The 22,037-nt window shown below is 68.2% G+C and carries 25 protein-coding genes; 19 read left to right on the forward strand and 6 right to left on the reverse strand.

The genetic code is table 11. The annotated features are described in order from the left end of the window. Positions 1 to 291 precede the first annotated feature (291 nt). The 8 genes from AC07PR_RS20325 to AC07PR_RS20360 all read left to right on the forward strand — a co-directional run bounded on the left by AC07PR_RS20325 (position 292) and on the right by AC07PR_RS20360 (position 6,712). Positions 292 to 951, forward strand: coding sequence for a TetR/AcrR family transcriptional regulator (locus AC07PR_RS20325; RefSeq protein WP_495136375.1), 660 nt, complete (start codon positions 292 to 294; stop codon positions 949 to 951). Between the two features lie 100 nt (positions 952 to 1,051). Then, a complete protein-coding gene (locus AC07PR_RS20330; protein WP_377156319.1) occupies positions 1,052 to 1,666 on the forward strand; it encodes a Dps family protein in 615 nt (204 codons plus the stop codon). A 22-nt stretch (positions 1,667 to 1,688) separates the two neighbouring features. Then, positions 1,689 to 2,483: an exodeoxyribonuclease III gene (gene xth / locus AC07PR_RS20335; protein ID WP_495136376.1), complete on the forward strand. Its 795-nt coding sequence runs from the start codon at positions 1,689 to 1,691 to the stop codon at positions 2,481 to 2,483. A 123-nt stretch (positions 2,484 to 2,606) separates the two neighbouring features. After that, complete coding sequence (locus AC07PR_RS20340) at positions 2,607 to 2,909, forward strand: hypothetical protein (RefSeq protein ID WP_495136377.1); 303 nt, start codon at positions 2,607 to 2,609, stop codon at positions 2,907 to 2,909. Positions 2,910 to 2,993: 84 nt separating this feature from the next. Further along, a complete protein-coding gene (locus AC07PR_RS20345; RefSeq protein WP_495136378.1) occupies positions 2,994 to 3,524 on the forward strand; it encodes an HAD domain-containing protein in 531 nt (176 codons plus the stop codon). A gap of 232 nt (positions 3,525 to 3,756) precedes the next feature. Next, positions 3,757 to 4,227 (forward strand): hypothetical protein, encoded by a 471-nt coding sequence (locus AC07PR_RS20350; protein ID WP_495136379.1) that lies wholly within the window; start codon positions 3,757 to 3,759, stop codon positions 4,225 to 4,227. Between the two features lie 209 nt (positions 4,228 to 4,436). Beyond that, positions 4,437 to 4,760 (forward strand): hypothetical protein, encoded by a 324-nt coding sequence (locus AC07PR_RS20355; protein ID WP_495136380.1) that lies wholly within the window; start codon positions 4,437 to 4,439, stop codon positions 4,758 to 4,760. Positions 4,761 to 4,966: 206 nt separating this feature from the next. Further along, positions 4,967 to 6,712 (forward strand): hypothetical protein, encoded by a 1,746-nt coding sequence (locus tag AC07PR_RS20360; protein ID WP_495136381.1) that lies wholly within the window; start codon positions 4,967 to 4,969, stop codon positions 6,710 to 6,712. Here AC07PR_RS20360 and AC07PR_RS20365 read toward each other — a convergent pair. Further along, positions 6,704 to 7,132 (reverse strand): hypothetical protein, encoded by a 429-nt coding sequence (locus tag AC07PR_RS20365; RefSeq protein ID WP_495136382.1) that lies wholly within the window; start codon positions 7,130 to 7,132, stop codon positions 6,704 to 6,706. The two genes, AC07PR_RS20360 and AC07PR_RS20365, sit on opposite strands and share 9 nt — an antisense overlap. A gap of 130 nt (positions 7,133 to 7,262) precedes the next feature. Beyond that, positions 7,263 to 8,162, reverse strand: a complete 900-nt coding sequence (locus AC07PR_RS20370; RefSeq protein WP_495136383.1) for a LysR family transcriptional regulator — start codon at positions 8,160 to 8,162, stop codon at positions 7,263 to 7,265. 146 nt (positions 8,163 to 8,308) lie between these two features. On the opposite strand from AC07PR_RS20370, the gene AC07PR_RS20375 reads away from it, so the two are divergent. Beyond that, on the forward strand, positions 8,309 to 9,058 hold the full coding sequence (locus tag AC07PR_RS20375; protein WP_377156341.1) for an SDR family NAD(P)-dependent oxidoreductase: 750 nt from the start codon (positions 8,309 to 8,311) through the stop codon (positions 9,056 to 9,058). Between the two features lie 136 nt (positions 9,059 to 9,194). After that, complete coding sequence (locus tag AC07PR_RS20380) at positions 9,195 to 10,220, forward strand: SDR family NAD(P)-dependent oxidoreductase (RefSeq protein WP_495136384.1); 1,026 nt, start codon at positions 9,195 to 9,197, stop codon at positions 10,218 to 10,220. Positions 10,221 to 10,287: 67 nt separating this feature from the next. Here the strand turns inward: AC07PR_RS20380 and AC07PR_RS20385 are convergent, their stop codons facing one another. Together AC07PR_RS20385 and AC07PR_RS20390 are read right to left on the reverse strand one after the other, a co-directional pair. Further along, a complete protein-coding gene (locus AC07PR_RS20385; protein ID WP_495136385.1) occupies positions 10,288 to 11,151 on the reverse strand; it encodes an alpha/beta fold hydrolase in 864 nt (287 codons plus the stop codon). Positions 11,152 to 11,225: 74 nt separating this feature from the next. Continuing rightward, positions 11,226 to 12,227, reverse strand: coding sequence for an alpha/beta fold hydrolase (locus tag AC07PR_RS20390; RefSeq protein ID WP_495136386.1), 1,002 nt, complete (start codon positions 12,225 to 12,227; stop codon positions 11,226 to 11,228). A gap of 228 nt (positions 12,228 to 12,455) precedes the next feature. Between AC07PR_RS20390 and AC07PR_RS20395 the strand changes: the two genes are divergently transcribed. The 3 genes from AC07PR_RS20395 to AC07PR_RS20405 all read left to right on the forward strand — a co-directional run bounded on the left by AC07PR_RS20395 (position 12,456) and on the right by AC07PR_RS20405 (position 15,727). Then, entirely contained in the window at positions 12,456 to 13,538 is a 1,083-nt protein-coding gene (locus tag AC07PR_RS20395; protein ID WP_495136387.1) for a LysR family transcriptional regulator, read from the forward strand. A 172-nt stretch (positions 13,539 to 13,710) separates the two neighbouring features. Then, entirely contained in the window at positions 13,711 to 14,205 is a 495-nt protein-coding gene (locus AC07PR_RS20400; protein ID WP_377156350.1) for an Ohr family peroxiredoxin, read from the forward strand. An 85-nt stretch (positions 14,206 to 14,290) separates the two neighbouring features. Next, positions 14,291 to 15,727 carry a catalase gene (locus AC07PR_RS20405; protein ID WP_495136388.1) on the forward strand — a complete coding sequence of 479 codons (1,437 nt, stop codon included), beginning with the start codon at positions 14,291 to 14,293 and terminating at the stop codon, positions 15,725 to 15,727. Between the two features lie 94 nt (positions 15,728 to 15,821). Here AC07PR_RS20405 and AC07PR_RS20410 read toward each other — a convergent pair whose 3' ends face one another. Both AC07PR_RS20410 and AC07PR_RS20415 read right to left on the reverse strand, forming a co-directional pair. Further along, positions 15,822 to 16,328, reverse strand: coding sequence for a hypothetical protein (locus AC07PR_RS20410; RefSeq protein WP_377156351.1), 507 nt, complete (start codon positions 16,326 to 16,328; stop codon positions 15,822 to 15,824). A gap of 51 nt (positions 16,329 to 16,379) precedes the next feature. Then, a complete protein-coding gene (locus AC07PR_RS20415; RefSeq protein WP_495136389.1) occupies positions 16,380 to 16,859 on the reverse strand; it encodes a carboxymuconolactone decarboxylase family protein in 480 nt (159 codons plus the stop codon). Between the two features lie 218 nt (positions 16,860 to 17,077). On the opposite strand from AC07PR_RS20415, the gene AC07PR_RS20420 reads away from it, so the two are divergent. The 6 genes from AC07PR_RS20420 (at position 17,078) to AC07PR_RS20445 (ending at position 22,003) form a co-directional block, all read left to right on the forward strand. Continuing rightward, positions 17,078 to 18,058, forward strand: a complete 981-nt coding sequence (locus AC07PR_RS20420; protein ID WP_495136390.1) for a LysR family transcriptional regulator — start codon at positions 17,078 to 17,080, stop codon at positions 18,056 to 18,058. Between the two features lie 170 nt (positions 18,059 to 18,228). Continuing rightward, complete coding sequence (locus tag AC07PR_RS20425; RefSeq protein ID WP_377156354.1) at positions 18,229 to 18,708, forward strand: carboxymuconolactone decarboxylase family protein; 480 nt, start codon at positions 18,229 to 18,231, stop codon at positions 18,706 to 18,708. A 98-nt stretch (positions 18,709 to 18,806) separates the two neighbouring features. After that, positions 18,807 to 19,562, forward strand: coding sequence for an SDR family oxidoreductase (locus AC07PR_RS20430; RefSeq protein ID WP_495136391.1), 756 nt, complete (start codon positions 18,807 to 18,809; stop codon positions 19,560 to 19,562). Between the two features lie 302 nt (positions 19,563 to 19,864). Then, positions 19,865 to 20,497, forward strand: coding sequence for a glutathione S-transferase family protein (locus AC07PR_RS20435; protein ID WP_495136392.1), 633 nt, complete (start codon positions 19,865 to 19,867; stop codon positions 20,495 to 20,497). Positions 20,498 to 20,510: 13 nt separating this feature from the next. Continuing rightward, positions 20,511 to 21,272 carry a CDGSH iron-sulfur domain-containing protein gene (locus AC07PR_RS20440; RefSeq protein WP_495136393.1) on the forward strand — a complete coding sequence of 254 codons (762 nt, stop codon included), beginning with the start codon at positions 20,511 to 20,513 and terminating at the stop codon, positions 21,270 to 21,272. Next, entirely contained in the window at positions 21,269 to 22,003 is a 735-nt protein-coding gene (locus AC07PR_RS20445; RefSeq protein ID WP_495136394.1) for a peroxiredoxin-like family protein, read from the forward strand. The genes AC07PR_RS20440 and AC07PR_RS20445 overlap by 4 nt, the downstream gene beginning before the upstream one ends. The last annotated feature ends 34 nt before the right edge of the window (positions 22,004 to 22,037 follow it).

Below are 22,037 nucleotides of genomic sequence, written 5' to 3' on the forward strand. Positions count from 1 at the left end.
TCCGCGGCCGCTCTCATGTGGACCTGGTCTGGTCCGGCGCACGTGCCGCCCATCGGCACGCGTCGCAGCTTGTCCCTCCTGAGAGGGGCAGGCGGCGGCAGTGTCCGCGTTTGTTTTGCCGGGCGGCAAGTTTTAATGTGTGTCGAATTGATGCCCCTCTTGATGCCGGCGCAACGGTATCGATACCAACGCACCAAGACGGGCAACACGGGCGATACGCAATTGAAATTCAAGCTCGAAAGCTACCTCCGCCGAGGTAGTACGGCGCGCGACGAAGGCATGATGGCGGACATGAGCACTCCGGATACTTCCACGCCCCGCCGCCGCGAGCAGCAGCGCTCGGCCGACACGAAGCAGGCGATCCTGAAGACCGCGCTGAAGGAATTCGCCGAGCGCGGCTTCGAGGCGGCGAGCATGCGCGCGATCGCGGAGCAGAGCGGGCTGACGCATCAGCTGATCACCTACCACTTCCAATCGAAAGAGGTACTGTGGCAGGCGGTGGCGACGCTGGTCTATGAGGAGCTCGCCCGGGCACGCGAAGGAATGATCCGGCAAGCGAAGCCGGCGACCGCGATCGGGCAGCTGCGGCAGGAGTTCATCGCGTATTTCCAGTTCACGCTGGACCAGCCGCACCTGCACCGCTTCATGATGCAGCGGCGCGAGGGCGCGCACAGCGAGGACCGGCAGGAGTGGCTGGCGCAGCATTTCCTGCGGCCGCATTTCGAGCTGGCCAAGCCGCTGATCAAGGCGGCGCAGAAGGCCGGCGACCTGCCCAAGGGCGAGCCGGTGCTGCTGTACTACGCCATGGTCTCGCTGGCCAACTCGCTGGCGGTGATGGGGCCGGACATCGCCGCCACGACGGGCGTGCGGACCGACGACGCGAAGACGGCCAAGGCCTACATGAAGGTGATGGACGCGGTGCTGTTCAGCCGAGGGGCCGCGACGAACTGAAGGCCGGGAGCCGGCGTGGCGGGGAAATCCGGCGCCGCGCGGCGCGGGATCGACGCTTGCCCTCCAGGGCAGCATCATTCCTACCGCTCTGGAGTTCCGCATGGCCACCAAGAAGAAGTCCTCCCCGAAGGCGGGTCGCGTCGACGCCGCCCACGCCGCCACGACCCCGACGATCGACAAGTCCGTCAAGACCCAGTCGCAGGAGACCCAGCGCTTCGGCGAGGTCATCAAGATGCCGCACGGGCTGCCCGAGGCGGTCGTCAAGAAGAGCGTGAACTCGCTCAACCAGGTGCTGGCCGACACCATCACGCTGCGCGACATGTACAAGAAGCATCACTGGCAGGTGGTCGGGCCGACCTTCAACCAGCTGCATCTGCTCTTCGACAAGCATTTCGAAGCCCAGGTCGAGCTGGTCGACCTGCTGGCCGAGCGCATCCAGATCCTCGGCGGCGTGTCGCTGGCGATGGCCGCGGACATCGCGGAGGAGACACGCATCCCCCGCCCGCCGCGCGGCCGCGAGCCGGCCACCGTGCAACTCAGCCGCCTCATCGAGGCCCACACGATGATCCTCACCTACGCGCGCGAGCAGGCCGAGAAGGCCAGCGACGCCGGCGACTCGGGGACGGACGACCTGCTTGTCAGCGACGTCGTGCGGACCAACGAGCTGCAGGTGTGGTTCCTGTCCGAGCATCTGGTGGCCGCCTCGCCGATCTGACGCCTCGTGATGCGGTGACGCCGTGATCGTCGCGACCTGGAACGTCAACAACGTCCGGAAGCGACTGGACCAGTTGCTCGACTGGCTGGCCCGGCGCCGACCCGATGTCGTCGCGCTGCAGGAGCTGAAGACGCCCACGGAGGACTTCCCGGTCGACGCCCTCCGCGAGGCCGGCTACGAGTCCGTCGTGGTCGGCCAGAAGACGTGGAATGGCGTCGCCCTCCTCGCCCGCGGGCATGCACCGCTGCCCGTGATGAAGGCGCTGCCCGGGGACCCCAAGGACCGACAGGCGCGCTACGTCGAAGCCGCCGTCAACGGCGTGCTGGTGGCCGCGATCTACCTGCCCAACGGCAATCCGTTTCCCGGCCCCAAGTTCGACTACAAGCTGGCGTGGTTCGAGCGGATGCGCCAGCGCGCCGATGCCCTGTGGCAGACAGGCCATCCCACCGTGCTCCTGGGCGACTGGAATGTCGTGCCCACCGACGCCGACATCTACAAGCCGGACACGTGGCGAGACAACGCGCTTCTGCAACCGGAAGCGCGTGACGCCTTCGCGGCCATCATGAAACAGGGCTGGATCGATGCGCTGAAGACGGCGCACCCCAAGGACACGCCGTTCACGTTCTGGGACTACCGCCGCAAGCGGTGGGAGCGGAATGCGGGTCTGAGGATCGACCACATCCTGGTGAGCGCCGCGTTCAAGGTCGTGGCCGCCGGCGTCGACCGCGAGGAGCGCGGGACGGACAGCCCGAGCGACCATGCGCCGGTGTGGGCTGAACTCGCAACGGCCAAAGTGACCCGGAAGAAGACTCGCTAGACCTGTCGACGAGAGCGCCAAGCATCGGATGTTGGCTGTAACGCTGGGTTCACCCGTTTTCCCCACATCGGCATTCGGATACGCTGCGCCCTGCCCGCCTCCGGGCGAATCGCACGCACTGCCATGTTCGGAATCTTCAAGAAGAAGCCACCACCGTCGACACCCGAGAGCAAGACCGAGTCGGAAGAGCCTCTGCTGCTGGTCTTCATCCCGGCATTGCTCGCCCTCCTTCTGAACGCCGAGCAGAAGAAGGGAGCCCCATTGACCGAAGAGGAAGTCAACGCCATTCGCGACAGCGGCGTGTGCATGGCGTTGCCCGTCTCGGCGGCACTGGCCCTGGCGGAGAAGCGCGGTTATCCCGACATCGATGCAGACGCGGCCTGGACCGAGTGGCAGCGGGCGCGGCTGGAACTCGCTCGATCGTGACGGCGTAACGCCTGCGCCATTGAAGCCACGACTCAACTCCGCTGTCGCCGAATGCAAGCCCTGACCCCGCCCTCGCAACGTCCGTTGCTGCTCCTGGACCTGGATGACACCCTGTGCTTGAAGGAAAAGTACGACGGCATCGACGTCCATCGCGCCATGCATCAGCCCGCCGATGCACCTGAGGACCTGTACGCAAGAGTCTTCGCCACGGAGGCCGTCGAGACCTTGAACGTCCTGCTCGAGGAGTTCCGCCCCGAGGTGGTCCTGACGACGAGTTGGCTCAACCTGCTTCAGCGTCATCACTTCGTCGAGCTGTTCCGGCGAGCAGGCTTGCCACACGCAGCCGACGGCCTGCATCGCCACTGGGACGCGCCGGCCGACCACGGCGTCTCGCGTGTCGGGGCCATCGACCAATGGCTTGCGCTGCACCACGAGGGCCAGCCGATCCTGATCCTGGACGACGTCAACTCCGGAGAAAGCCTGGTCGACTCGTTCCACGCCGACACAGGCCGTGCCGTCCTTTGCGATGGGGTGCGCGGATTTCATCGCGGCCATCTCGAAGCGGCCCGCAGCGCGTTGCGGCGGCCCTATTCCCATGCGGAGCCGTGGCGTTAAACAGCCTCTCTGACCGTCCGAGCGATCAACCGGGAACCACATGCCGAAGAACATGCCGCCGATTGGCGCCATCGCGGGACCTCTCACTGCCGCGCTCCTCGCGGTCGCACTGAGTGGCTGACAACTGGCGGCCACCACGACCATCGAACAGAATCCTGGCCCCGTCATGGCGGCAGGCAATGTCCGAGGTCAATCGGCTTTCCGGTGCTGGCCCAAGGGGCCGGTTTCTTCGGTGGCCTCCAGCTTCGCCAGCAACCCCAGCCGGCAGGACTGCGAGACGTTCTTCATCTCGCCGACAGGGAAACGGTTCGTGCGAGACGATCTGGGGGAGTCCGTCGCCAACTACCTGGTCCCCATCGCCAAGTCCAGGAAGTGGATCGACGATTCGCTGCGCTTCATGATCCTTCCAGGCAGCCTGTACCTCGTCTCCGTCGACCCTGTCGTCGTCCTTTGGGTGCCGCAACGAAACGCGCGCCACTGTCAGGATCCGACTCATTGCGTCGGCATGGGCCGCATCACACTGAGTGGTCTGGATTTCACCGGCATGCCTCAGGCCTCCCAGGAGGTGTTCTGGTTCTCGCCAGGAAAGACTCAGGATCTGGTGCCGGTCGCGCCGGTCGATGGTGTCTACAAGATCCCGCTTGAGGGGATGAATGCGACGCTGTCTCGGAATGGCAATCTGTGGGTGTTCGATCGGCGCTGAGGGGCCGGGATCTTGAGGCTCTTCGAGCCGACCAGGCCTTCTACACCCAGCGCTTCGAGCAATGGGCCGCGCACAGCGAGCTCAACGCGATTGGCGAGCAACTCTTTGCTGGTCAGGCCCATGTCGATCCGTTTGCGCGCGACCAGACGCCATCGCCGTAGATGGTGGCTTGAGCTTGCCATGAAGTGAGTGGCTGCGATGGGCGCTCGATGCTCACCATCGTGTTGACCCAATCACAGCAGTCGATGCCACTCATCGCGAAGACCGAGATGCTGGATGAATTCCGGAGTCGGCGCGACGCAGGCGAACCACCGCTGTCGACAGAGCGCCGAGTGCTGCACGTCGAGGAATCGGGACAGGACGCCACGGCCATCCTCTATCGCCGCATGAGTCCCGCGGCGGCGGCGCTGTATGAGCTCCGCTTGCACAAGGTCGGTCCGGACTGGAAGGTTTGCGGCGAAACGGTCCAGCCGTGGCCAGACCTGAATCAGGCGAAGGGCTTCTTGCCTCCGAGGATCCAGAGTCAAGGCTGAGATCTCGGCGGATCGCATCAGCGTGGCCGCCGCAATCACCCTGGGGCGCCACGCCATCTTGTTGAGCAGCTCAGCCCCAGGCGTTCCGCGCCCGGCGTATCGTTCAGCAATTCGAAAGGGGTATCTCAGCAGCAGTCTGATGGCTTCTCGAACCGATGGCCACCACACTGGGTTCTGCGGACACCACTTCGTCAGCAATCAATTCCATGAAAACCCACGACGCCAACCGCAAGGCCGCGCAGCGACACCCTGCGGCCGTGGTGCGCGAGCATTTGCCTGCTTCGGCCACGGCCGGCGAGGGTGCAGCTCAACTCAATGCGCTGCAGGCTTACGTCGATCAATCGCCACGCATGCTGTTACAGCGCCGGGCTATCAATGCAGTGTTCGGCAATGCAATTCAACGGCAGCTCAATGGGCCAGAAGACGATGAACCGCTGCAAGCGCAGACGGATGCCGCTCAAGCCAAGTCTGCCTTTGCCCGGCCCCAATCCGTCTCCGTTCAGGCTGCGCCTGTCCAAGCAACGCTCAATCTGACTGACATACCCAGCCAGCTCAGGTCCGGCACCGAATCCCTTCCTGGCATGGATACCCCTGCCCGGGCTGAGGCCCGCGCGCCGCGAGCGGTTGCTGGTGACGTTGTGCAGCGCATGCGCTTCGTCGATGCGCCCCCCCGAGGCGAGGGTGACAAGCGCCCTCTCGCCCCGCCGTTCCAGCTCGCCACAGTCCAGTTCGCAGGGACCTACGACATCCAGCTGTATGGGGCCGAGATTCGCGAATACGCCCGGCGATGCAAGGAGGCCGGCACCATTCCGGTGGTGGAATTGCGTCAGTACGATGCGGCGCTGGATGCTGGCGTGCTCGACTACTTGAAGAAGGCCCGCGAGCAACTGCGGCCACTCTTCTCTGACGACGATTTCAACGTCACCTGCACCATCTTGCGCGACGAGACCGCGATCCCGGAGGCGATCAAGGAGGAAGAGAGCGCTGCAATCATGGAGACCATGCGCGAGTTCGCCCAGTGGCTGGCCGAGGTTGAGGACACGAAGGTCGACAAACTCACCGGCAACCGCTCCGAGCGGATTGACGCCCTAGACCGGCCCGCCGCGAAGATGCTCACCGGACGCATGATGATTCCGCTGGAAGAAGCGATCGGCTTCGCAAGGCGCCCGCTGACCGAGTTGCAGGACATCTATGACGGCAAGAGCGCCCAGCGCTACAGCCTGCATCACCGTGCGCTCGCCAAGATAATGATCATGAACGAGAACAAGAAGCTTGCGCCGTCCGGCGCGCAAATGCGGATGCGCCGCAACTCGCTTGTACAGCCGGACACTGTCACCCTCACCAACCTCGTTACTGGAACCGAACAACTCACGCTGGACAGCACGCTGGCTGCCTGCAACGCAGCGTTCCAAAAGCAGACGACGCAAGTGCTGCTCGTCATCGAGACGCGCGGAGAAGACGGCAACCGTCGCGCGGCCACGCAGATCGAAGCCCTTCAGAAGGCCGGCTACGTTGTCGAGTTCCTTCAGAAGATCAGGCACGTCAAGGGCGTGCAGCAAAGCGGCGTGGACCTGGGCGAGCCCGGGCCGGTGCCCGAACGCATCAAGATCAGAGTGCGAAAGGCTTCGGCAAGCAATGCGGAAGCCTCCCTGATGGGCTTCCACGCGCTGAACCAGTGGGAGGCCACGGACAGGACGAAAGACCGGTTCGAGCAACTGACCTCAAGGTACACCTATGCCATGTGGTACGCGCAGTTCGTTTCAGGAGACAACGAGGCGTTCGAGCACTGGAGCGTGTACTTCCCGCAATACCAGGACGAGCTCTGCGGCAGTTATCCGCAATACGTCGTCCACATCCACGACATGGACCCGGACTGCTTCAGAAGCACCTATCCCAAATACCAGAAGCTCTACGAAGAGCAGCGACTGCTGGACCAGCAGCGCTCAGGGTGACGAAGCGATCCCGACACCACCGCGCGGCGCGAGCCTGCACGACACCGCCTGTCTCTTCCTCCGATCCGACACCGTGCCCTCAAGCCTGTCCGACCGCGTGCGCAGACGCCAGTGACGTCCCTCGATGTCCTTGAAGGTCCAGCCTTTCAAGCCATCGCCTCGCACCTCGACCACGCCTACCCGTCGGCCCTGCTCCGTCAGCAGCACGCCCTCGGTCATCGGCGCGGTGACGAGCCGACAGGCTTCTCCATCGCAGCCTTCCGCCGCGCTGACCTGACGCCAGTGCATCAGCATGACCCATCCGGTCGCCCGGCAGTGCCATCTGGACTCGGGCATCTCGCCATGGGGAGCCGCCTGGAGGCCCGTCGCAGCCAGCAACGCCGGCAGCCCCAGGGCACGAAGAATGGCGCGAGCGTTCATGCGAGTTCCTTCAGATCGATTGCGCCGTGAAGGCCATGTCTGAATGCTAGGAAGCCGTCCGCTCGTCCGGTAGGTCCGCCAGACTCAACACGTCGTTGAGCGGCGCACACCCGTCGACCGCGGTGCCGCATCAGTCAGGCGCCGTGTCGTCGAACCACTCGACGAGGAAGTCGATGAACCGCCGCACCCGTGCCGGCGTGTGCCGCCCGAAGGCGTGCAAGGCATGGACGGGCACCGAGGGCATCGGCAGCTCCGGCGCCGCCAGCAGCAGGCGCCCCTCGCTCAAGTCCTCGCGCACCGACCACGCGAGGATCTGGGCGACGCCCCGTCCGCTCAACGCCGCCGTCCGCAGGACGTCGCCCGAATCCGTGTCGAACACCGGCGTCGGCTCGACCTGCCGGCCGTCCCCGAGCACGATCGGCTGCGGTCGACCGTTCAGCACGTAGCGCAGATGCGCGTGGCGTGAGAGTTCGTCCACCGTCGTGGCACGACCGCGCGCCGACAGGTAGTCCGGCGAGGCGACCAGCACCAGCGACATCCGCGCCAGCAAACGGGCATTCAGCCGGTCGTCGTCGACCTCGCCCACGCGGATCGCCACATCGACGCCTTCGCGGATCAGGTCGACGGGCCGGTCGGTGACGCTGAAATCCAGGTGCAGCGCGGGATGTCTGGGCGCGAACTCGCGCAGGATCGGCAGCGCCAGGACGCGGCCCAGGACCGCCGGCGCCGACACGTGCAGCGCGCCTTGCACGGTGTCGACGGCGCGCACGGCCTCGCCCGCTTCGTCGAGCGCGCGCAGCAAGGGCGCGACACGCTCGAAGAAGGCGCCACCCTCCTGCGTGGGGATCAACGCGCGCGTCGTGCGTTGCAACAGACGGACGCCCAGTCGCTTCTCCAGGCGTCCCACGGCCTTGGATACCGCAGAGGGCGTGGCCCCGAGCGCGCGCGCCGCCGCGCTGAACGATCCCATCTGCACGCTGCGTACAAAGGCCAGCAAGCCCTGGGTCTGGTCGGGCGTCGGCATCACCATGGATTGCCCCCTTCCAGGAACAGCGCCTGTTCCTCCCCACCGGCTAGTGGACGGGCATCCCGCTGTCTAGAGTGATCGCCATGCCGCGCGGCCTCGAAACGCCCGCGGTCGTCCTCAAGCAGCACCACACCGGAAAGGAATCCCCCGTGAAGAAACTGGAAGGCAAAGTCGCCGTCGTGACCGGCGGCAACAGCGGCATCGGCCTGGCCACCGCGCAGGCGTTCGTCGAGGCCGGCGCGTCCGTCGTCATCGTCGGCCGCCGCGCGGACGCCGTCGACGCCGCACTGACCCGGCTCGGCCCGCGCGCCACGGGCGTCGTCGGCGACGTCGCCGACCTGGCGACGCACGACCGCGTGGTCGACCACATCGCGCGGACCCACGGCCGCATCGACCTCTACGTCGCCAACGCCGGGATGGCCGTGCTTCAGCCTTCGTCCGCGGTGACGCCGGAGGACTTCGATGCGCACTTCGCCACCAACGCGCGCGGCGTGTTCTTCGGCGTCACCAAGGCCGTGCCGCTGATGGCCGACGGCGGCGCCATCGTGCTGGTCAGCTCCATCGCCGGCACGAAGTACATGGAGAACCACGTCGTCTACGCCGGCAGCAAGGCCGCGATCGAGGCCTTCGCGCGCAGCTGGTCCATCGAGCTCAAGGACCGCCGCATCCGCGTGAACGTCATCAGCCCCGGACCCGTCGACACGCCCATCCTCGAGAAGCTGGGCGTGGATCCGCAGAACAAGGCCGAGTTCGAGAAGACCGTGTCCGCGGCGATCCCGCTCGGACGATTCGGACGCCCCGAGGAACTCGCCCGCGCCGCGCTGTTCCTCGCGAGCGAGGACAGCAGCTTCATCACCGGCGTCAACCTGCTGGTGGACGGCGGCATGAGCCTGCTCTGACCCAGGACGCCGATGGATACGGGGCCGCGCACGGACACAAGGCCGTGCGCGGCCCCGTTGCGTGTCACGACTGTGTTGCCGCGCACGCACCAATGCGAGCGCCTGCGACCGGGCCCCGACTTCCACAATTCCCGCCATGACAAACCCCTTGCAATTCCCACCTTCTCGCGTGGCCGCCGTTGAAGGCGCCAACGGCCTCAACGTCTTCGACGCCCGCTCCACCGCCGACGACGTGCTCGGCGACCTCGACCTGCGCGGACGTCACGTCCTGCTCACCGGCGCCTCGTCCGGCCTGGGCATCGAGACCGCCCGCGTGCTCGTCGCCCGTGGCGCCCGCGTCGTCGGCGCGGTGCGCTCGCCCGACCAGGCCGCCGCCGCGACCGCCGTCGTGCGCGAGTCCGCTCGCCATGGCGGCGGGCTCGACCTGGTCCCGCTCAACCTGGCCTCGCTGGCCAGCGTGCGCGGCTGCGCGCAGGCCCTGCTGCAGCGCGCGCAGCCCTTCGACGTCGTCGTCGCCAACGCGGGCGTGATGGCCACGCCCTTCGCCCGCACCGACGACGGCCTCGAGATGCAGCTGGCGACGAACCACCTCGGGCACTTCGTGCTGATCAACCGGATCGCGTCCCTGATGGACGCGGGCAGCCGGCTGGTCGTCGTCGCCTCGTCCTCGCACCGCGCGGCCGACGGCGACTTCGACGACCTCAACGTCGAACGCTCGGACTACCACCCGCAACTCGCCTACGCGCGCTCCAAGCTCGCCAACGTGCTGTTCGCCGTCGAGTTCGACCGGCGCCACCGCGATCGCGGCGTGCGCGCCGCGGCGGTCCATCCCGGCACGATCCGCACCGGGCTGGGCCGACACATCGGCCAGGACGCCATGGACCAGGCCGTGGCGCAGATCAGCGCGAGCCTGACGGCGCAGGGCGAGCCGCCCTTCCAGTGGAAGAGCGTCGAACAAGGCGCCGCGACCTCGGTGTGGGCAGGCTTCGTTGCGCCAGCCGACGAGGTCGGCGGCCGCTATTGCGAGAACTGCCACGTGTCCGACATCGTCGATGCGTCCGCGAGCCCGCTGGCCGAAGGCGTCAGCGCGATCGCACTCGATCCCGCAACCGCCGCGCGGATGTGGAGCCACAGCGAAGCGCTCGTCGGCGAACGCTTCTGAGCCCGACGGCCCGGGACCTCGCGCATCGCAGGTCCCGGGTTCCCGAGGCACCGGGATCCGCGTCCCCTCACCCGCCGCGCGCCGCCTGGACGATCACCTTCGTGACCGTCTCCGGATGGCTGATCATCGGCACATGCGAGGCCGAAGGAATGGACACCGTGCCGCGTGAGTTCGCGCGTTCGGCCATCCACGCCAGCGCGGCCGACGGGATGTTCCTGTCGTCGGTGCCGAAGACGAAGTACGACGGCAGCGTCTTCCACGCCGAGCCGATCTCGCCGGTGGGCTCGTTCAGCGCGGCATCGGTGATCGGGCGTTGAGCGACCGCCATCAGCAGCGCGTCGCCTTCCGGCACGTCCGCGGCGAACTGCTGCCAGAAGCGGTCCTGCCGGATGTAGAGATCCGAAGCGCCGCCGTCCTGCGGCACGGCTGCGGCCAGCGCGCCGCCCAGCGTGCTGCCGGGGAACTTGCCCGACAACGAGGCGCAGCTCTCGCCGGCGTCCGGCGCGAAGGCCGCCACGAACACGAGCGCCTTCACGTTGGGCTTGCCCACGGCCGCCGCGCTGATCACCGAGCCGCCATAGGAATGACCGACCAGCACCACGGGACCGCTGATGCCGTCGAGCACGCGGGCCGTGTAGCGCGCGTCGCTGGCCACGCCGCGCAGCGGATTCGCGATGGCCGTCACCGGATAACCCTGGCCGCGCAGCCGGCGCGCCACGTGGTTCCAACTGGACGCGTCGGCGAAGGCGCCGTGCACCAGCACGATGGTCGGGCGCGGCTCGGCGGTCTTGCCGGTTGGCTGCGACTTGGCGCCCTTGGCGGTAGCGGCAGCTTCGGCGCGCAGCGGGAGGGCCAGCATCGCGGCCAGCGCCCCGAGCACCAGCAGCGCCGGGATCGAGAAGCCCCGCAGGATTTGGGAAGTGGTGTTCATGATCGTGAGGAAATGAGGAGAAGAAGAGTCGCGGCAGGAGACTCGGCACGGCCGCCGGGGCGGCCGATGTCCGATCACGACTGGATGAAGCTCAGCAGGTCCGCGTTGAGCCGGTCCGCATGCGTCTCCGCCAGACCGTGCGGCGCGCCCGTGTAGACGATCAGCTTCGCGCCCTTGACGAGTTGCGCGGTGCGGCGGCCGCCGACGTCGATCGGCACCACCTGGTCGTCGTCGCCGTGCACCACCAGCGTGGGCTTGTCGAACTTCTTCAGGTCCTCGCGGAAGTCGGTTTCCGAGAACGCCTTGATCGAGTCGTACACAGCCTTGTGGCTGCCCTGCATGCCTTGCAGCCACCAGTAATCGATCATCCCCTGCGACGGCTTGGCGCCCGGACGGTTGAAGCCGTAGAACGGGCCCGACGGGACGTCCTTGAAGAACTGCGCGCGGTTCTTCAGCAGTGCGGCGCGCGACTCGTCGAAGGCCGCGATCGGCACGCCATCCGGATTGGTCGGGCCCTTCGCCATGAGCGGCGGCACGGCCGAGATCAACGCGATCCTGGCCACGCGCTTCGTGCCATGACGGCCGATATAGCGCGCGACTTCGCCGCCGCCGGTCGAGAAGCCCACATGCACCGCGTTGCGCAGGTCCAGCGCTTCCACCACCGCCGCCAGGTCGTCGGCGTAGTGGTCCATGTCATGACCGTCCCACGGCTGGCTGGAGCGGCCATGGCCGCGGCGGTCATGCGCCACGACGCGGAAGCCGCGATCGGCGAAGTACACCATCTGCGCGTCCCAGCTGTCGGAGCTCAGCGGCCAGCCGTGGCTGAAGACGATGGGCTGGCCGGTCTTCGGACCCCAGTCCTTGTAGTACAGCTGCACGCCGTCCTTCGTCGTGATGTACGACGAGGACCCGGCGGCCCCGCCCGAGCTCTGGCTGGAGCCCGAGCCGCCGGCGGCGGATGCGCCATGCGCGGCGGCCATCGTCAGCGCCGCCGCGGCCAGCGCGGTCGTGCCGCTGCCGATCAGCAGGCGGCGGCGGGACGCGCCGCCGGACAGGTCGATTTCGTTCGTGATCATGGGTGGATTCCTTGTGGGTGATGGAGGGATCGCACATCGCCTATCCCCGTCGTTCATCCGATGACGAGGGGCCGAGCGTCGATGTGTTGAGCGAAATGTAGGAATCCGGTCCGATCGCGGCCAGCCCTCGGCGAGTCGTCTCTGTGTTGCCCGACGAACACCAATCGCGGCGACGGCATCCCGCATAGTGGCGCGGCCCAACGACACGCAGTACAGGTCCGAGACGCCATGTCAGTTCCCTCCTCCACCGCCTCTTCCTCGTCGACCCTGTCGGCCTCATCGACCTCATCGACCTCATCGACCTCGCCGGACGCGCTCGCGTCCAGCTTCGCCACGAGCTATGCCGGCGTCGTCGCCTTCATGACCGTCGTCGCCGAGGGCAGCTTCGCCAAGGCCGGCGACCGGCTCGGCATCGGCCGTTCCGCGGTCAGCCGCGCCATCCAGAAGCTGGAGACCCAGCTGGGCGCGCGGCTGCTGAGCCGCACCACGCGCAGCCTGGCGCTGACGCGCGAGGGCGAGCTCTTCCACGGACGCTGCCAGCCCGGCGTGGCGCAGATCTCGCAGGCGCTCGAGGACCTGCGCGAGCTGCGCGACGGACCGCCCAGCGGGCGGCTGCGCATCTGCGCCACGGTCGACTTCGGCCGGCGCATCGTGGCGCCGCTGCTGCGCGAATTCAGCGCGCGTTATCCCGACGTCACGCTGGACCTGGTGCTCAGCGACGCGCCGGCGGACTTCACCTCGGACCGCGTCGACGTCGCCTTCCGCAACGGGCGCATGGAAGACAGCCAGATCATCGCGCGGCAGATCGTGCCGATGCAGCTGCTGGTCTGCGCCTCGCCGGCCTACGTCCGCGCGCGCGGCATGCCGACATCGATCGAGGCGCTGGCGCAGCACGACTGCGTGAACTTCCGCGCCGCCTCGGGCCGGGTGTTCGAATGGGAGTTCAAGGTCCAGGGCGAGCTGCGCAAGTTCGCGCCGCAGTCCCGCATCACCTTCAACGATGCGGACCTCGTGCTGCAGGCCGTGCTGCAGGGCCAGGGGCTGGCGCAGCTCGCCGGCTACCAGGTCTGCCAGCTGCTGCGCGAGGGGCGTCTGCTCGTCTGCATGCCGGAGTACGCGCCCGACGACCGCGGCCACTACATCTGCTACCTCAGCCGGCAGCACCTGCCGTCGCGGATCCGCGTGTTCGTCGACCACATGACCGCGGCCATCCGCGCGTCGGAGCTGCAGTGCGCGGACGGTTTCCTCGACCTCGCGTCGCTGCCATCGGCGACATCCGCCGCCATTGGTGCGGCGCAGTCAACAGTGTGATGGCCCCGGGATGGCTGGCGCGGAGGCATCGCCGTTCCTAGCATTCATCGAACGCCCCGCACCGCCCGACCTGCGTGCTCCGCGTGCCCTGCATGCCTGCGTGCACGCCTGGCACTCGCTGCACTCCTCGCATTCCTCGCACTCCTCGCACTCCTCGCACCGAAACAACATCGTGACCGACCTGCGCCCTCCGCCGACCAGCCTGCTCGACGCCTACCGCGGCGCCGAGTTCCAAGCCCTGTATGTGACCACCGTCCGCGTCTCGGGCGGCGAGGCGCGCCACGCGCGCGCCTCCGGGTGCATCCGGTCGGACGACGGCGCGCTCGACATCGTGCTGCGCCTGCCCGAGGAGATGGGCGGCGACGGCGGCGGCACCAATCCCGAGCAGCTCTTCGCCGCCGGCTACGGCGCCTGCTTCCACGGCGCGCTGAACCTGCTCGCCGCGCGGCACGGCATCGCGATCGACGACTGCGCGGTGCACGTGACCGTCGCCTTCGGGCGCGATCCGGTCGACGGGCGGCACACCATCACCGCGGACCTCGTCGTGAAGCTGCCCGGCCACGACCGCACGTCCGCCGAGCGCCTGGTGCGCGAGACCGAGCGCATCTGTCCCTACGCCAAGATGGCCCGCGAGGGCATCGCCAGCACCGTCCGGGTCGAGACCTGACCCCCGGGTCCGATCCGTTTCCACCCCTGCCCCGCGACGGAGGCGGCCATGAGCGCTTCCGCCACGGGCTCTCAAGCAGCCCCACATGAAGAAACTCACCCACGCCAACGGCGCGCCGGTCGCCGACAACCTCAACATCGCCACGGCCGGTCCGCGCGGCCCCGCGCTCCTGCAGGACCTCTGGCTGATCGAAAAGCTGGCCCACTTCGACCGCGAGGTCATCCCCGAGCGCCGCATGCACGCCAAGGGCTCGGGCGCCTACGGCCACTTCACCGTCACGCACGACATCCGGCGCTTCACGAAGGCCCGGCTGTTCTCCGAGATCGGCAAGCGGACCGAGGTCTTCCTGCGCTTCTCGACGGTTGCCGGCGAGCGCGGCGCGGCCGATGCCGAGCGCGACATCCGCGGCTTCGCGATGAAGTTCTACACCGAGGAAGGCAACTGGGACCTGGTCGGCAACAACACGCCGGTCTTCTTCATGCGCGACCCGTTGCGCTTCCCGGACCTGAACCATGCGGTCAAGCGCGATCCGCGCACCAACCTGCGCAGCGCGCAGAACAACTGGGACTTCTGGACGCTGCTGCCCGAGGCGATGCACCAAGTCACGATCGTGATGAGCGACCGTGGCCTGCCCGACGGCCATCGCCACATGCACGGCTTCGGCAGCCACACCTTCAGCCTGATCAACGCGCAGGACGAACGGGTCTGGGTCAAGTTCACGCTCAAGACGCAGCAGGGCATCCGCAACCTGACCGACGCGCAGGCGGCCGAGATCATCGCCAACGATCGGGAGAGCGCGCAGCGCGACCTCTTCGACGCGATCGAGCGCGGCGACTTCCCGCGCTGGACGATGTTCATCCAGGTCATGACGGAGCAGCAGGCGGCGCAGAGCCCCTTCCACCCGTTCGACCTGACCAAGGTGTGGCCCCATGCCGACTACCCGCTGATCGAGGTCGGCGTGCTGGAACTCAACCGCAACCCGGAGAACTACTTCGCCGAGGTGGAGCAGGCAGCGTTCTCGCCGGCCAACCTGGTGCCGGGCATCGGCGTGTCGCCGGACAAGATGCTGCAGGCGCGGCTGTTCAGCTACGGCGATGCGCAGCGATACCGCCTGGGCGTCAACGCCCACCAGATCCCGGTCAACGCGCCGCGCTGCCCGTTCCACACCTACCACCGCGACGGTGGCATGCGCGTGGACGGCAACAAGGGCCGCATCCCGGGCTATGTGCCCAACAGCATGGGCGAGTGGGAAGACAGCCCGCTGCAGTCCGATCCGCCGCTGGCGCTGCACGGCGAGGCCTGGCATTGGGACCACCGCGCGGACGAGGACTACTGGTCGCAGCCGCGGGCGCTGTTCCAGCTGATGTCGGCGGAGGAGCGTCAGCGCCTCTTCGACAACACCGCGCGCTCGATCGCCGGCGCGAGCGAGGCGGTGCGGCAGCGTCACGTCGTCAACTGCACGACGGTGGATCCGGACTACGGCGCCGGCGTCGCCGACGCGCTGGAGCGGATCGGGAAATGAAGGAAGCCCCGCCGAGGCGGGGCTTCGTGTCGCGCTGACCTCAGCCTCGGCTTCGGCCCTGGCTTCGGCCTTGGCTTGGGCCTTGGCTTCGGACTCAACCTCGGGCGATGAACCGGTCGGCGCGCGCCGCCTCGACCACGGCGGCCGGATCGCTCCGCAGCAGATCGAGCGGCCAGTGGTCGTCTATCCAGCAATTGGGTTGCACGAACCAGTCGGCGACCTCCCGATCGTCGAAGGCGCCGTTGAGTTCGTCGAGGACCTGGCGGACGACGACGAGCACCTCGCCCGTGTCGGCGTCGAACTGGAACAGCGGCACCAGCAGCGCGCCGTGGCCGGCCACGACGACGATGTCGCGACCGACGATCCAGCGCGCGAGACGGGAGATCGGCTGGTCGCAGCGCTCGCGCAGGTGCAGCGCGAGCGCGTTGGCCTCGATCAGCCCGCCGCTGCGGCGATAGCTCTGGACGAGGTCGTCGAGCCGTTGCGCCTCGATGCGGCGGAAGGCCGCCTCGACGAAGCAGCGCGCGCGCTCGCTCACTGCCGCGGCCGCGCCTGGCGCGAAGTCCGCGGGCGTGTGGAGGAAGAAGGGCCAGGCCAGCATCGGAGGCTCCTGCGTGGGCGGGGTCCGGCGAGGCTCGCCGGGCCGGTGCGCTTACTTGAGCTTGGCCTTGTCCAGACCGAAGGTCTTGTCCCAGGCACCCGGAGGCATGTGGAAGGCAACATTGGCGCGATTCCAGGCGTTGATCAGCATCACGAGATAGGTCAGGTCGACGATCTCCTGCTCGCTGAGCTGGGTCCGCACGCGTTCATAGACGTCGTCGGGCACGCCGCCGTCGGGCAGTCGGGTGAGGAACTCGGTCCAGGCCAGGCTGGCGCGCTCGCGCGGCGAGAACAGTGCCGACTCGCGCCAGGTCGCGACGTGGTGCAGGCGCAGCTCGCGTTCGCCGAGCAGATGGGCCTGCTTGACGTGCATGTCGACGCAGAAGCCGCAGCCGTTGATCTGCGAGGCGCGCAGCGCGATCAGCTCGTTGATCGCCGGTTCCATCGAACCGGCGTGGGCGGCCTGCGCGAGCTCGACCAGTTTCTTGAACAGCTCGGGCGACTGCTTCATGTAGTTGATGCGTTCGGACATGGGTGCTTCCTTGGTGGAGAGGGACAACCGGTCCCGCCACCATCGGCGAGACGCAGACGGATGCTAGGAATCCCCCTCCCCGCGCGGTAGCCCGCCGCGCGTCCCCACAGCGTTGCTCCGCCGGAACCAATGCGACGTCCGAGCGTGGATGTCACAACCGGGCGCCCTGCGTCGTCTTGTCGGTAGTGGCGCTCTCCACCTCGCGCCGCCCCACCGCCATGGATGACCCGCCCGCCCACGATCCGCTGTCCGCTTCCTTCTCGACCAGCTACGCGAACGTCGTCGCCTTCATGGCCGTCGTCGTCGAGGGCAGCTTCGCGAAGGCGGCTTCCCGCCTCGGCGTCGACCGATCCGCGGTCAGCCGCAGCGTGAAGCGGCTGGAGGAGCATCTCGGCGTGCGGCTGCTGCGGCGCACGACGCGCAGCCTGTCCCTGACATCGGAGGGCGAGCTGCTGCATGACCAATGCCGACCCGGGATCGAGCAGATCGGCCAGGCCTTCGAGCTGCTGCGCGAGCTGCGCGACGGCCCGCCGCAGGGCACCTTGCGCATCGGCGCGGAGGTCGATTTCGGCCGTCGCGTGATCGCCCCGTTGCTGCCGGCCTTCCAGTCGGCGTATCCGGGCATCGGACTGGACGTGGTCCTCGACGACATGCCGGTCAACTTCATCGATGACCGCATCGACGTGCGCTTCCAGCGCGGCCCGCTGGCCGACGGCCACGTGGTCGCGCGACGCCTGATGCCGCTGGACCTGACCGTCTGCGCCACGCCGTCCTACTTCCACTGGCACGGCGTGCCGTTGACGCCCGAGGACCTGCGGCGGCACCGCTGCGTCGGGCGCCGTCTACCCAACGGCCGGCTGCAGGAATGGGAATTCAGCGTCCAGGGCCGGCTGCTGCGGCAGCGCGTGACCCCCCGCCACATCGTCAACGACGACGAACTGCTCGCGCGCGCCGTCGGCGAGAGCCTGGGCATCGGGCAGCTGCCCGGCCATCTGGTGCGCGACCGGCTCGCCGACGGCTCCCTGGTGCGCTGCCTGGAGGACCACGCCGTCGAGGACGCCGGCTACGAGCTCTGTTATCCGCGCCGCACGCACATGCCGACCCGCGTGCGCGTGTTCATCGACCACATCGCCGCAGCGCTGCCCTCGCGCGGCGGAGCGATCGGACGCATTCGTGAATCGCAGGCAACAGTGCGTTGATGCCTGGCCGGCTACCGGCGCGGCGACGCGATCCCTAGCATCCGTTCCGTCGGTCACCGCACCGCGACGCACACCGGACCGATCGCCCGCGATCGCCCGGATCCCCGATTCCATCGGCCTCATCGAGCCATCGACCCCGTCGACCTCATCGGCCGTCACCAGGACCCATCATGACCCAGCGCATCAACTTCATGCAGCAGTCGCCCGAGCTCTTCAAGAAGTACATCGAGTTCAACAACGCCGTGAAGGCCGGCGCGATCGACGAGACGATCCGCAACCTGGTCACCGTGCGCATCTCCCAGCTCAACGGCTGCGCCTTCTGCCTGGACATGCACGTCAAGCAGGCCCGCATCGCCGGCGAGCGCGAACTGCGCCTGCACCACCTGGCCTCGTGGCGCGAGTCCACGCTGTTCGTGCCGCGCGAGCGCGCCTCGCTGGCCTGGGCCGAGGTGCTCACGCGCATCCCCGAGCAGGGCGTCTCCGACGAGATCTACGAGCGCGTGCGCACGCAGCTCAACGAGCAGGAGATCGTCGACCTGACCTTCCTGGTCATGTCCAGCAACGCCTGGAGCCGTCTGAACATCGCCTTCAAGGCGGTGCCGGGCGCGTCCGACGCGGCGCTCGGCCTGGACAAGGCGGGCTTGGCCTGACTAGTTTGATTCAAAGGGGTTCACACCCCTTTTCCCGCGGGCGCCGTCGCGGAAGCCGCCGCAAGCCCCGCCCTTTTTCCCACCAGCAGGAGTCTGAAATGAAAGTTGTCGTCATCGGCGGAACCGGCCTGATCGGTTCGAAGCTCGTCGCGCGCCTGAAGGCCGCGGGCCATGAGGTCGTCGTGGGCTCGCCCAACACCGGCGTGAACACGATCACCGGCGAGGGCCTCGATGCCGCGCTGGCCGGCGCGAGCGTCGTGGTCGACGTCGCCAACTCGCCGTCGTTCGCGGACGAGGCCGTGATGACCTTCTTCACCACCTCCGGCCGCAACCTGCTGGCCGCCGAAGCCAAGGCCGGCGTCAAACACCACATCGCGCTGTCGGTCGTCGGCACCGAGCGCCTGCAGGCCAGCGGCTACTTCCGCGGCAAGCAGGTCCAGGAAGACCTGATCAAGGCCGCGAAGATCCCTTACACGATCGTGCACTCGACGCAGTTCTTCGAGTTCGCCGGCGGCATCGCGCAGTCGTCGACCGTCGGCGACGAGGTCACGCTGCCGACCGCGAAGATCCAGCCGATCTCCTCGGACGACGTCGCCGGCGCGATGTTCGACGCCACCGTCGGCCAGCCGCTCAACGGCACGCAGGAGATCGCCGGTCCGGAGGCCTTCCGGCTGCACGAGCTCATCGCGCTCTACCTCGACACCAAGAAGGATCCGCGCCACGTCAAGGGCGATCCCGCCGCGCTGTACTTCGGCGCCGCGCTGGACGACGCGACGCTGGTCCCCACGGCCGGCAGGACGCCGCGCCTGGGCAAGGTCACCTTCCGCGACTGGCTCGCCACGCAGACGACCTGAGCGCCTGACCGCTTGAACGCTTGAACGCCTGAACGTTCGAGCCCCCCGGGCGCGCGGTCCCCGAGACCGCGCGCCGACGGATCCGCCGAGGCCATCGCGCCGCGGCGGATCCCCACCGATCAATGCCTCCTGCCCGTCGCGACGAAGATGACGGGTGTCAGTTCGTCGAGGCGGCTGTAACGGGCGTGCACTTTCCATCCGTTCGTGCACGGGACCAACCCACGCTGGCGCGGCGTCCCCGCAAATGCCGGTCAGCCACACGACGAATGCGCGGGCGGGAGGCACCCCCAACGGAGTGCCCCATGAAGCTGTACTACTTTCCCGGCGCCTGCTCGCTCGCCGGTCACATCGTGCTCGAGTGGATCGCGCGTCCGTACGAGACCGTGCGCATGAGCCTGGCCAGCATCAAGACGCCGGACTACCTGGCCATCAATCCCGGCGGCACCGTGCCGCTGCTGACGCACGACGACTTCTCGCTGACCGAGAACGTCGCCATCCTCGGCTATCTCGGCGACCTGCATCCCGAGTCCGGCCTGCTGGGCGACGGCAGCGCGCGCGGCCGGGCCGAGGTGATGCGCTGGCTGGCCTTCTTGAACTCCGACGTGCACAAGGCCTTCAAACCCATCTTCCAGCCCGGGCGCTTCCTGGAGGACGCCGACGCCGCCGCGCCGCTCGCAGAGATGGCACGCGTCCACGTGCGGCACTACCTGGAACGCCTGGACGCGCAGCTCGAGGATCGCGACTGGCTCACGGGCGAGCGCTCGGTCGCCGATCCCTACCTCTTCGTGCTGATCCGCTGGGCCCTGTCCAAGGGCATCGACCTCTCCGACCTCGGCAACCTGCGCGCGTTCCGCGCCCGCATGCACGAGGACCCGGCGGTGCAACGCGCGCTGGCGGCCGAGGAAGGCGAGCAGTCGCTGAAGTCCGTGCTCTGACGGGAGCGCCGCCATGGACACGCCCCTGCCCGCCCAGCCCGCCGCGCCGGCGCTCCCCGTGACGGCGCCGGAGACCGCGGCGCCCTCCGGGCCGCATCCGGTCGAGCGCGCCTGCAGCGCCTGGCTCGAAGTGCGCTTCGACGGCAACCGCTGCATCCATGCGCGGCAGTGCGTCACCGGCGCGCCGGCGACCTTCCTCGCCGACGTCGACGGACCGTGGATCCGGCCCGCGATGACACCCCTGCAGGACCTGATCGCCGTCATCCGCAACTGTCCGTCCGGGGCCTTGAGCTATCGCCGCCTCGACGGCGGGGCGCCCGAACAGGCGCCGCCGGTCAACCTGCTGTCGGTGCGTGAGAACGGCCCCTACGCCGTGCGCGCGCGCATCGTCCTCGACCGCGACGAGACCACGCCCGTCGCCCCGATCGGGACGGCGGTCGGCTACCGCGCCACGCTGTGCCGCTGCGGCCACTCCCGGCGCAAGCCCTTCTGCGACAACTCGCACCGCCGCATCGGCTTCGAAGCCACCGGTGAGCCGATCAGCGGCAACACGGCCGCGCTGGCGGTGCGGGACGGTCCACTGGAGATCTCCCCGCAGATCGACGGCCCGCTGGAGGTCCGCGGCGCGCTCGAGATCATCAGCGGCACCGGCCGCACCGTCGAACGCTGCACCTCGGCCACGCTGTGCCGCTGCGGCGCCAGCCGCAACAAACCCTTCTGCGACGACAGCCACCTGCGCATCGGCTTCCGCAGCACCAACGAGGCATCGCCATGAACTCCCCGATTTCGCCCCCCGCTCCTTCCTCCACTTCGACGATCACTTCCATCCCCTCCTCCTCTTCCTCTTCCTCTTCCTCTTCCTCTTCCATCCCGGCGCCCGCAGCCACGGCGCCTCAGGCCACCTTCGGCAGTCCGTATGCGGCGCCCGATGCGGCGGCCGAGTTGCTGCGCTCGACCGGCATCGGCGTCCGCGCGCTGCGCGCCGGTGACGCGGCGCCGTATGGCGCGCTGCTTGACGCGCGCGGCGGGACGGTCGCGTTGCCGGACGCCTGGCGCAATGGCCCGGCGATCGTGCTCTTCATCCGGGGCGGCTGGTGCCGCGCCTGCAGCCTGCTGCTGCGCCACTGGCGCGAGTACGGCGACGAGCTGCGCGCGCTGAACACGACGCTGATTGCGGTCTCGCCGCAATCGCCGGAGTTGACGGACCGCACCGTGGTCGACAACGGCGTGGACTTCGCCGTGCTGAGCGATCCGGAGCTGGCTGCCGCGAATGGTTTCGGCATCTCGTTCACCTTGTCGCCCGACGCGGTGGACCTGTACGCGGCCAACGGCATCGACGTGCCTGTGCTCAACGGCAATGGCCTGTGGGTGCTGCCTGTGCCGGCGACCTATGTGGTCGGCCCGGATGGCGTGATCCGTTACGCGCATATCGAAGGCGATCCCACGCCGGCACCGAAGCCGGAGGATGTGCTCTTCGAGGTGGAAGAGCGTTTCGGCTGGCAGTAACTCGTCGCAGTCCGCGACGGCCTATGACAGTCCG

The organism is Roseateles sp. GW821-FHT09H11 (genome assembly GCF_059415845.1).

What these genes read in the sequence shown, in the direction of transcription:
- AC07PR_RS20325 (WP_495136375.1), top strand. Translation starts at nt 292, where the DNA reads ATGAGCACTCCGGATACTTCCACGCCCCGCCGCCGCGAGCAGCAGCGC.
- AC07PR_RS20330 (WP_377156319.1), top strand. Translation starts at nt 1,052, where the DNA reads ATGGCCACCAAGAAGAAGTCCTCCCCGAAGGCGGGTCGCGTCGACGCC.
- AC07PR_RS20340 (WP_495136377.1), top strand. Translation starts at nt 2,607, where the DNA reads ATGTTCGGAATCTTCAAGAAGAAGCCACCACCGTCGACACCCGAGAGC.
- AC07PR_RS20355 (WP_495136380.1), top strand. Translation starts at nt 4,437, where the DNA reads ATGCTCACCATCGTGTTGACCCAATCACAGCAGTCGATGCCACTCATC.
- AC07PR_RS20360 (WP_495136381.1), top strand. Translation starts at nt 4,967, where the DNA reads ATGAAAACCCACGACGCCAACCGCAAGGCCGCGCAGCGACACCCTGCG.
- AC07PR_RS20365 (WP_495136382.1), bottom strand. Translation starts at nt 7,132, where the DNA reads ATGAACGCTCGCGCCATTCTTCGTGCCCTGGGGCTGCCGGCGTTGCTG.
- AC07PR_RS20370 (WP_495136383.1), bottom strand. Translation starts at nt 8,162, where the DNA reads ATGGTGATGCCGACGCCCGACCAGACCCAGGGCTTGCTGGCCTTTGTA.
- AC07PR_RS20380 (WP_495136384.1), top strand. Translation starts at nt 9,195, where the DNA reads ATGACAAACCCCTTGCAATTCCCACCTTCTCGCGTGGCCGCCGTTGAA.
- AC07PR_RS20385 (WP_495136385.1), bottom strand. Translation starts at nt 11,151, where the DNA reads ATGAACACCACTTCCCAAATCCTGCGGGGCTTCTCGATCCCGGCGCTG.
- AC07PR_RS20390 (WP_495136386.1), bottom strand. Translation starts at nt 12,227, where the DNA reads ATGATCACGAACGAAATCGACCTGTCCGGCGGCGCGTCCCGCCGCCGC.
- AC07PR_RS20395 (WP_495136387.1), top strand. Translation starts at nt 12,456, where the DNA reads ATGTCAGTTCCCTCCTCCACCGCCTCTTCCTCGTCGACCCTGTCGGCC.
- AC07PR_RS20405 (WP_495136388.1), top strand. Translation starts at nt 14,291, where the DNA reads ATGAAGAAACTCACCCACGCCAACGGCGCGCCGGTCGCCGACAACCTC.
- AC07PR_RS20410 (WP_377156351.1), bottom strand. Translation starts at nt 16,328, where the DNA reads ATGCTGGCCTGGCCCTTCTTCCTCCACACGCCCGCGGACTTCGCGCCA.
- AC07PR_RS20415 (WP_495136389.1), bottom strand. Translation starts at nt 16,859, where the DNA reads ATGTCCGAACGCATCAACTACATGAAGCAGTCGCCCGAGCTGTTCAAG.
- AC07PR_RS20420 (WP_495136390.1), top strand. Translation starts at nt 17,078, where the DNA reads ATGGATGACCCGCCCGCCCACGATCCGCTGTCCGCTTCCTTCTCGACC.
- AC07PR_RS20425 (WP_377156354.1), top strand. Translation starts at nt 18,229, where the DNA reads ATGACCCAGCGCATCAACTTCATGCAGCAGTCGCCCGAGCTCTTCAAG.
- AC07PR_RS20430 (WP_495136391.1), top strand. Translation starts at nt 18,807, where the DNA reads ATGAAAGTTGTCGTCATCGGCGGAACCGGCCTGATCGGTTCGAAGCTC.
- AC07PR_RS20435 (WP_495136392.1), top strand. Translation starts at nt 19,865, where the DNA reads ATGAAGCTGTACTACTTTCCCGGCGCCTGCTCGCTCGCCGGTCACATC.
- AC07PR_RS20440 (WP_495136393.1), top strand. Translation starts at nt 20,511, where the DNA reads ATGGACACGCCCCTGCCCGCCCAGCCCGCCGCGCCGGCGCTCCCCGTG.
- AC07PR_RS20445 (WP_495136394.1), top strand. Translation starts at nt 21,269, where the DNA reads ATGAACTCCCCGATTTCGCCCCCCGCTCCTTCCTCCACTTCGACGATC.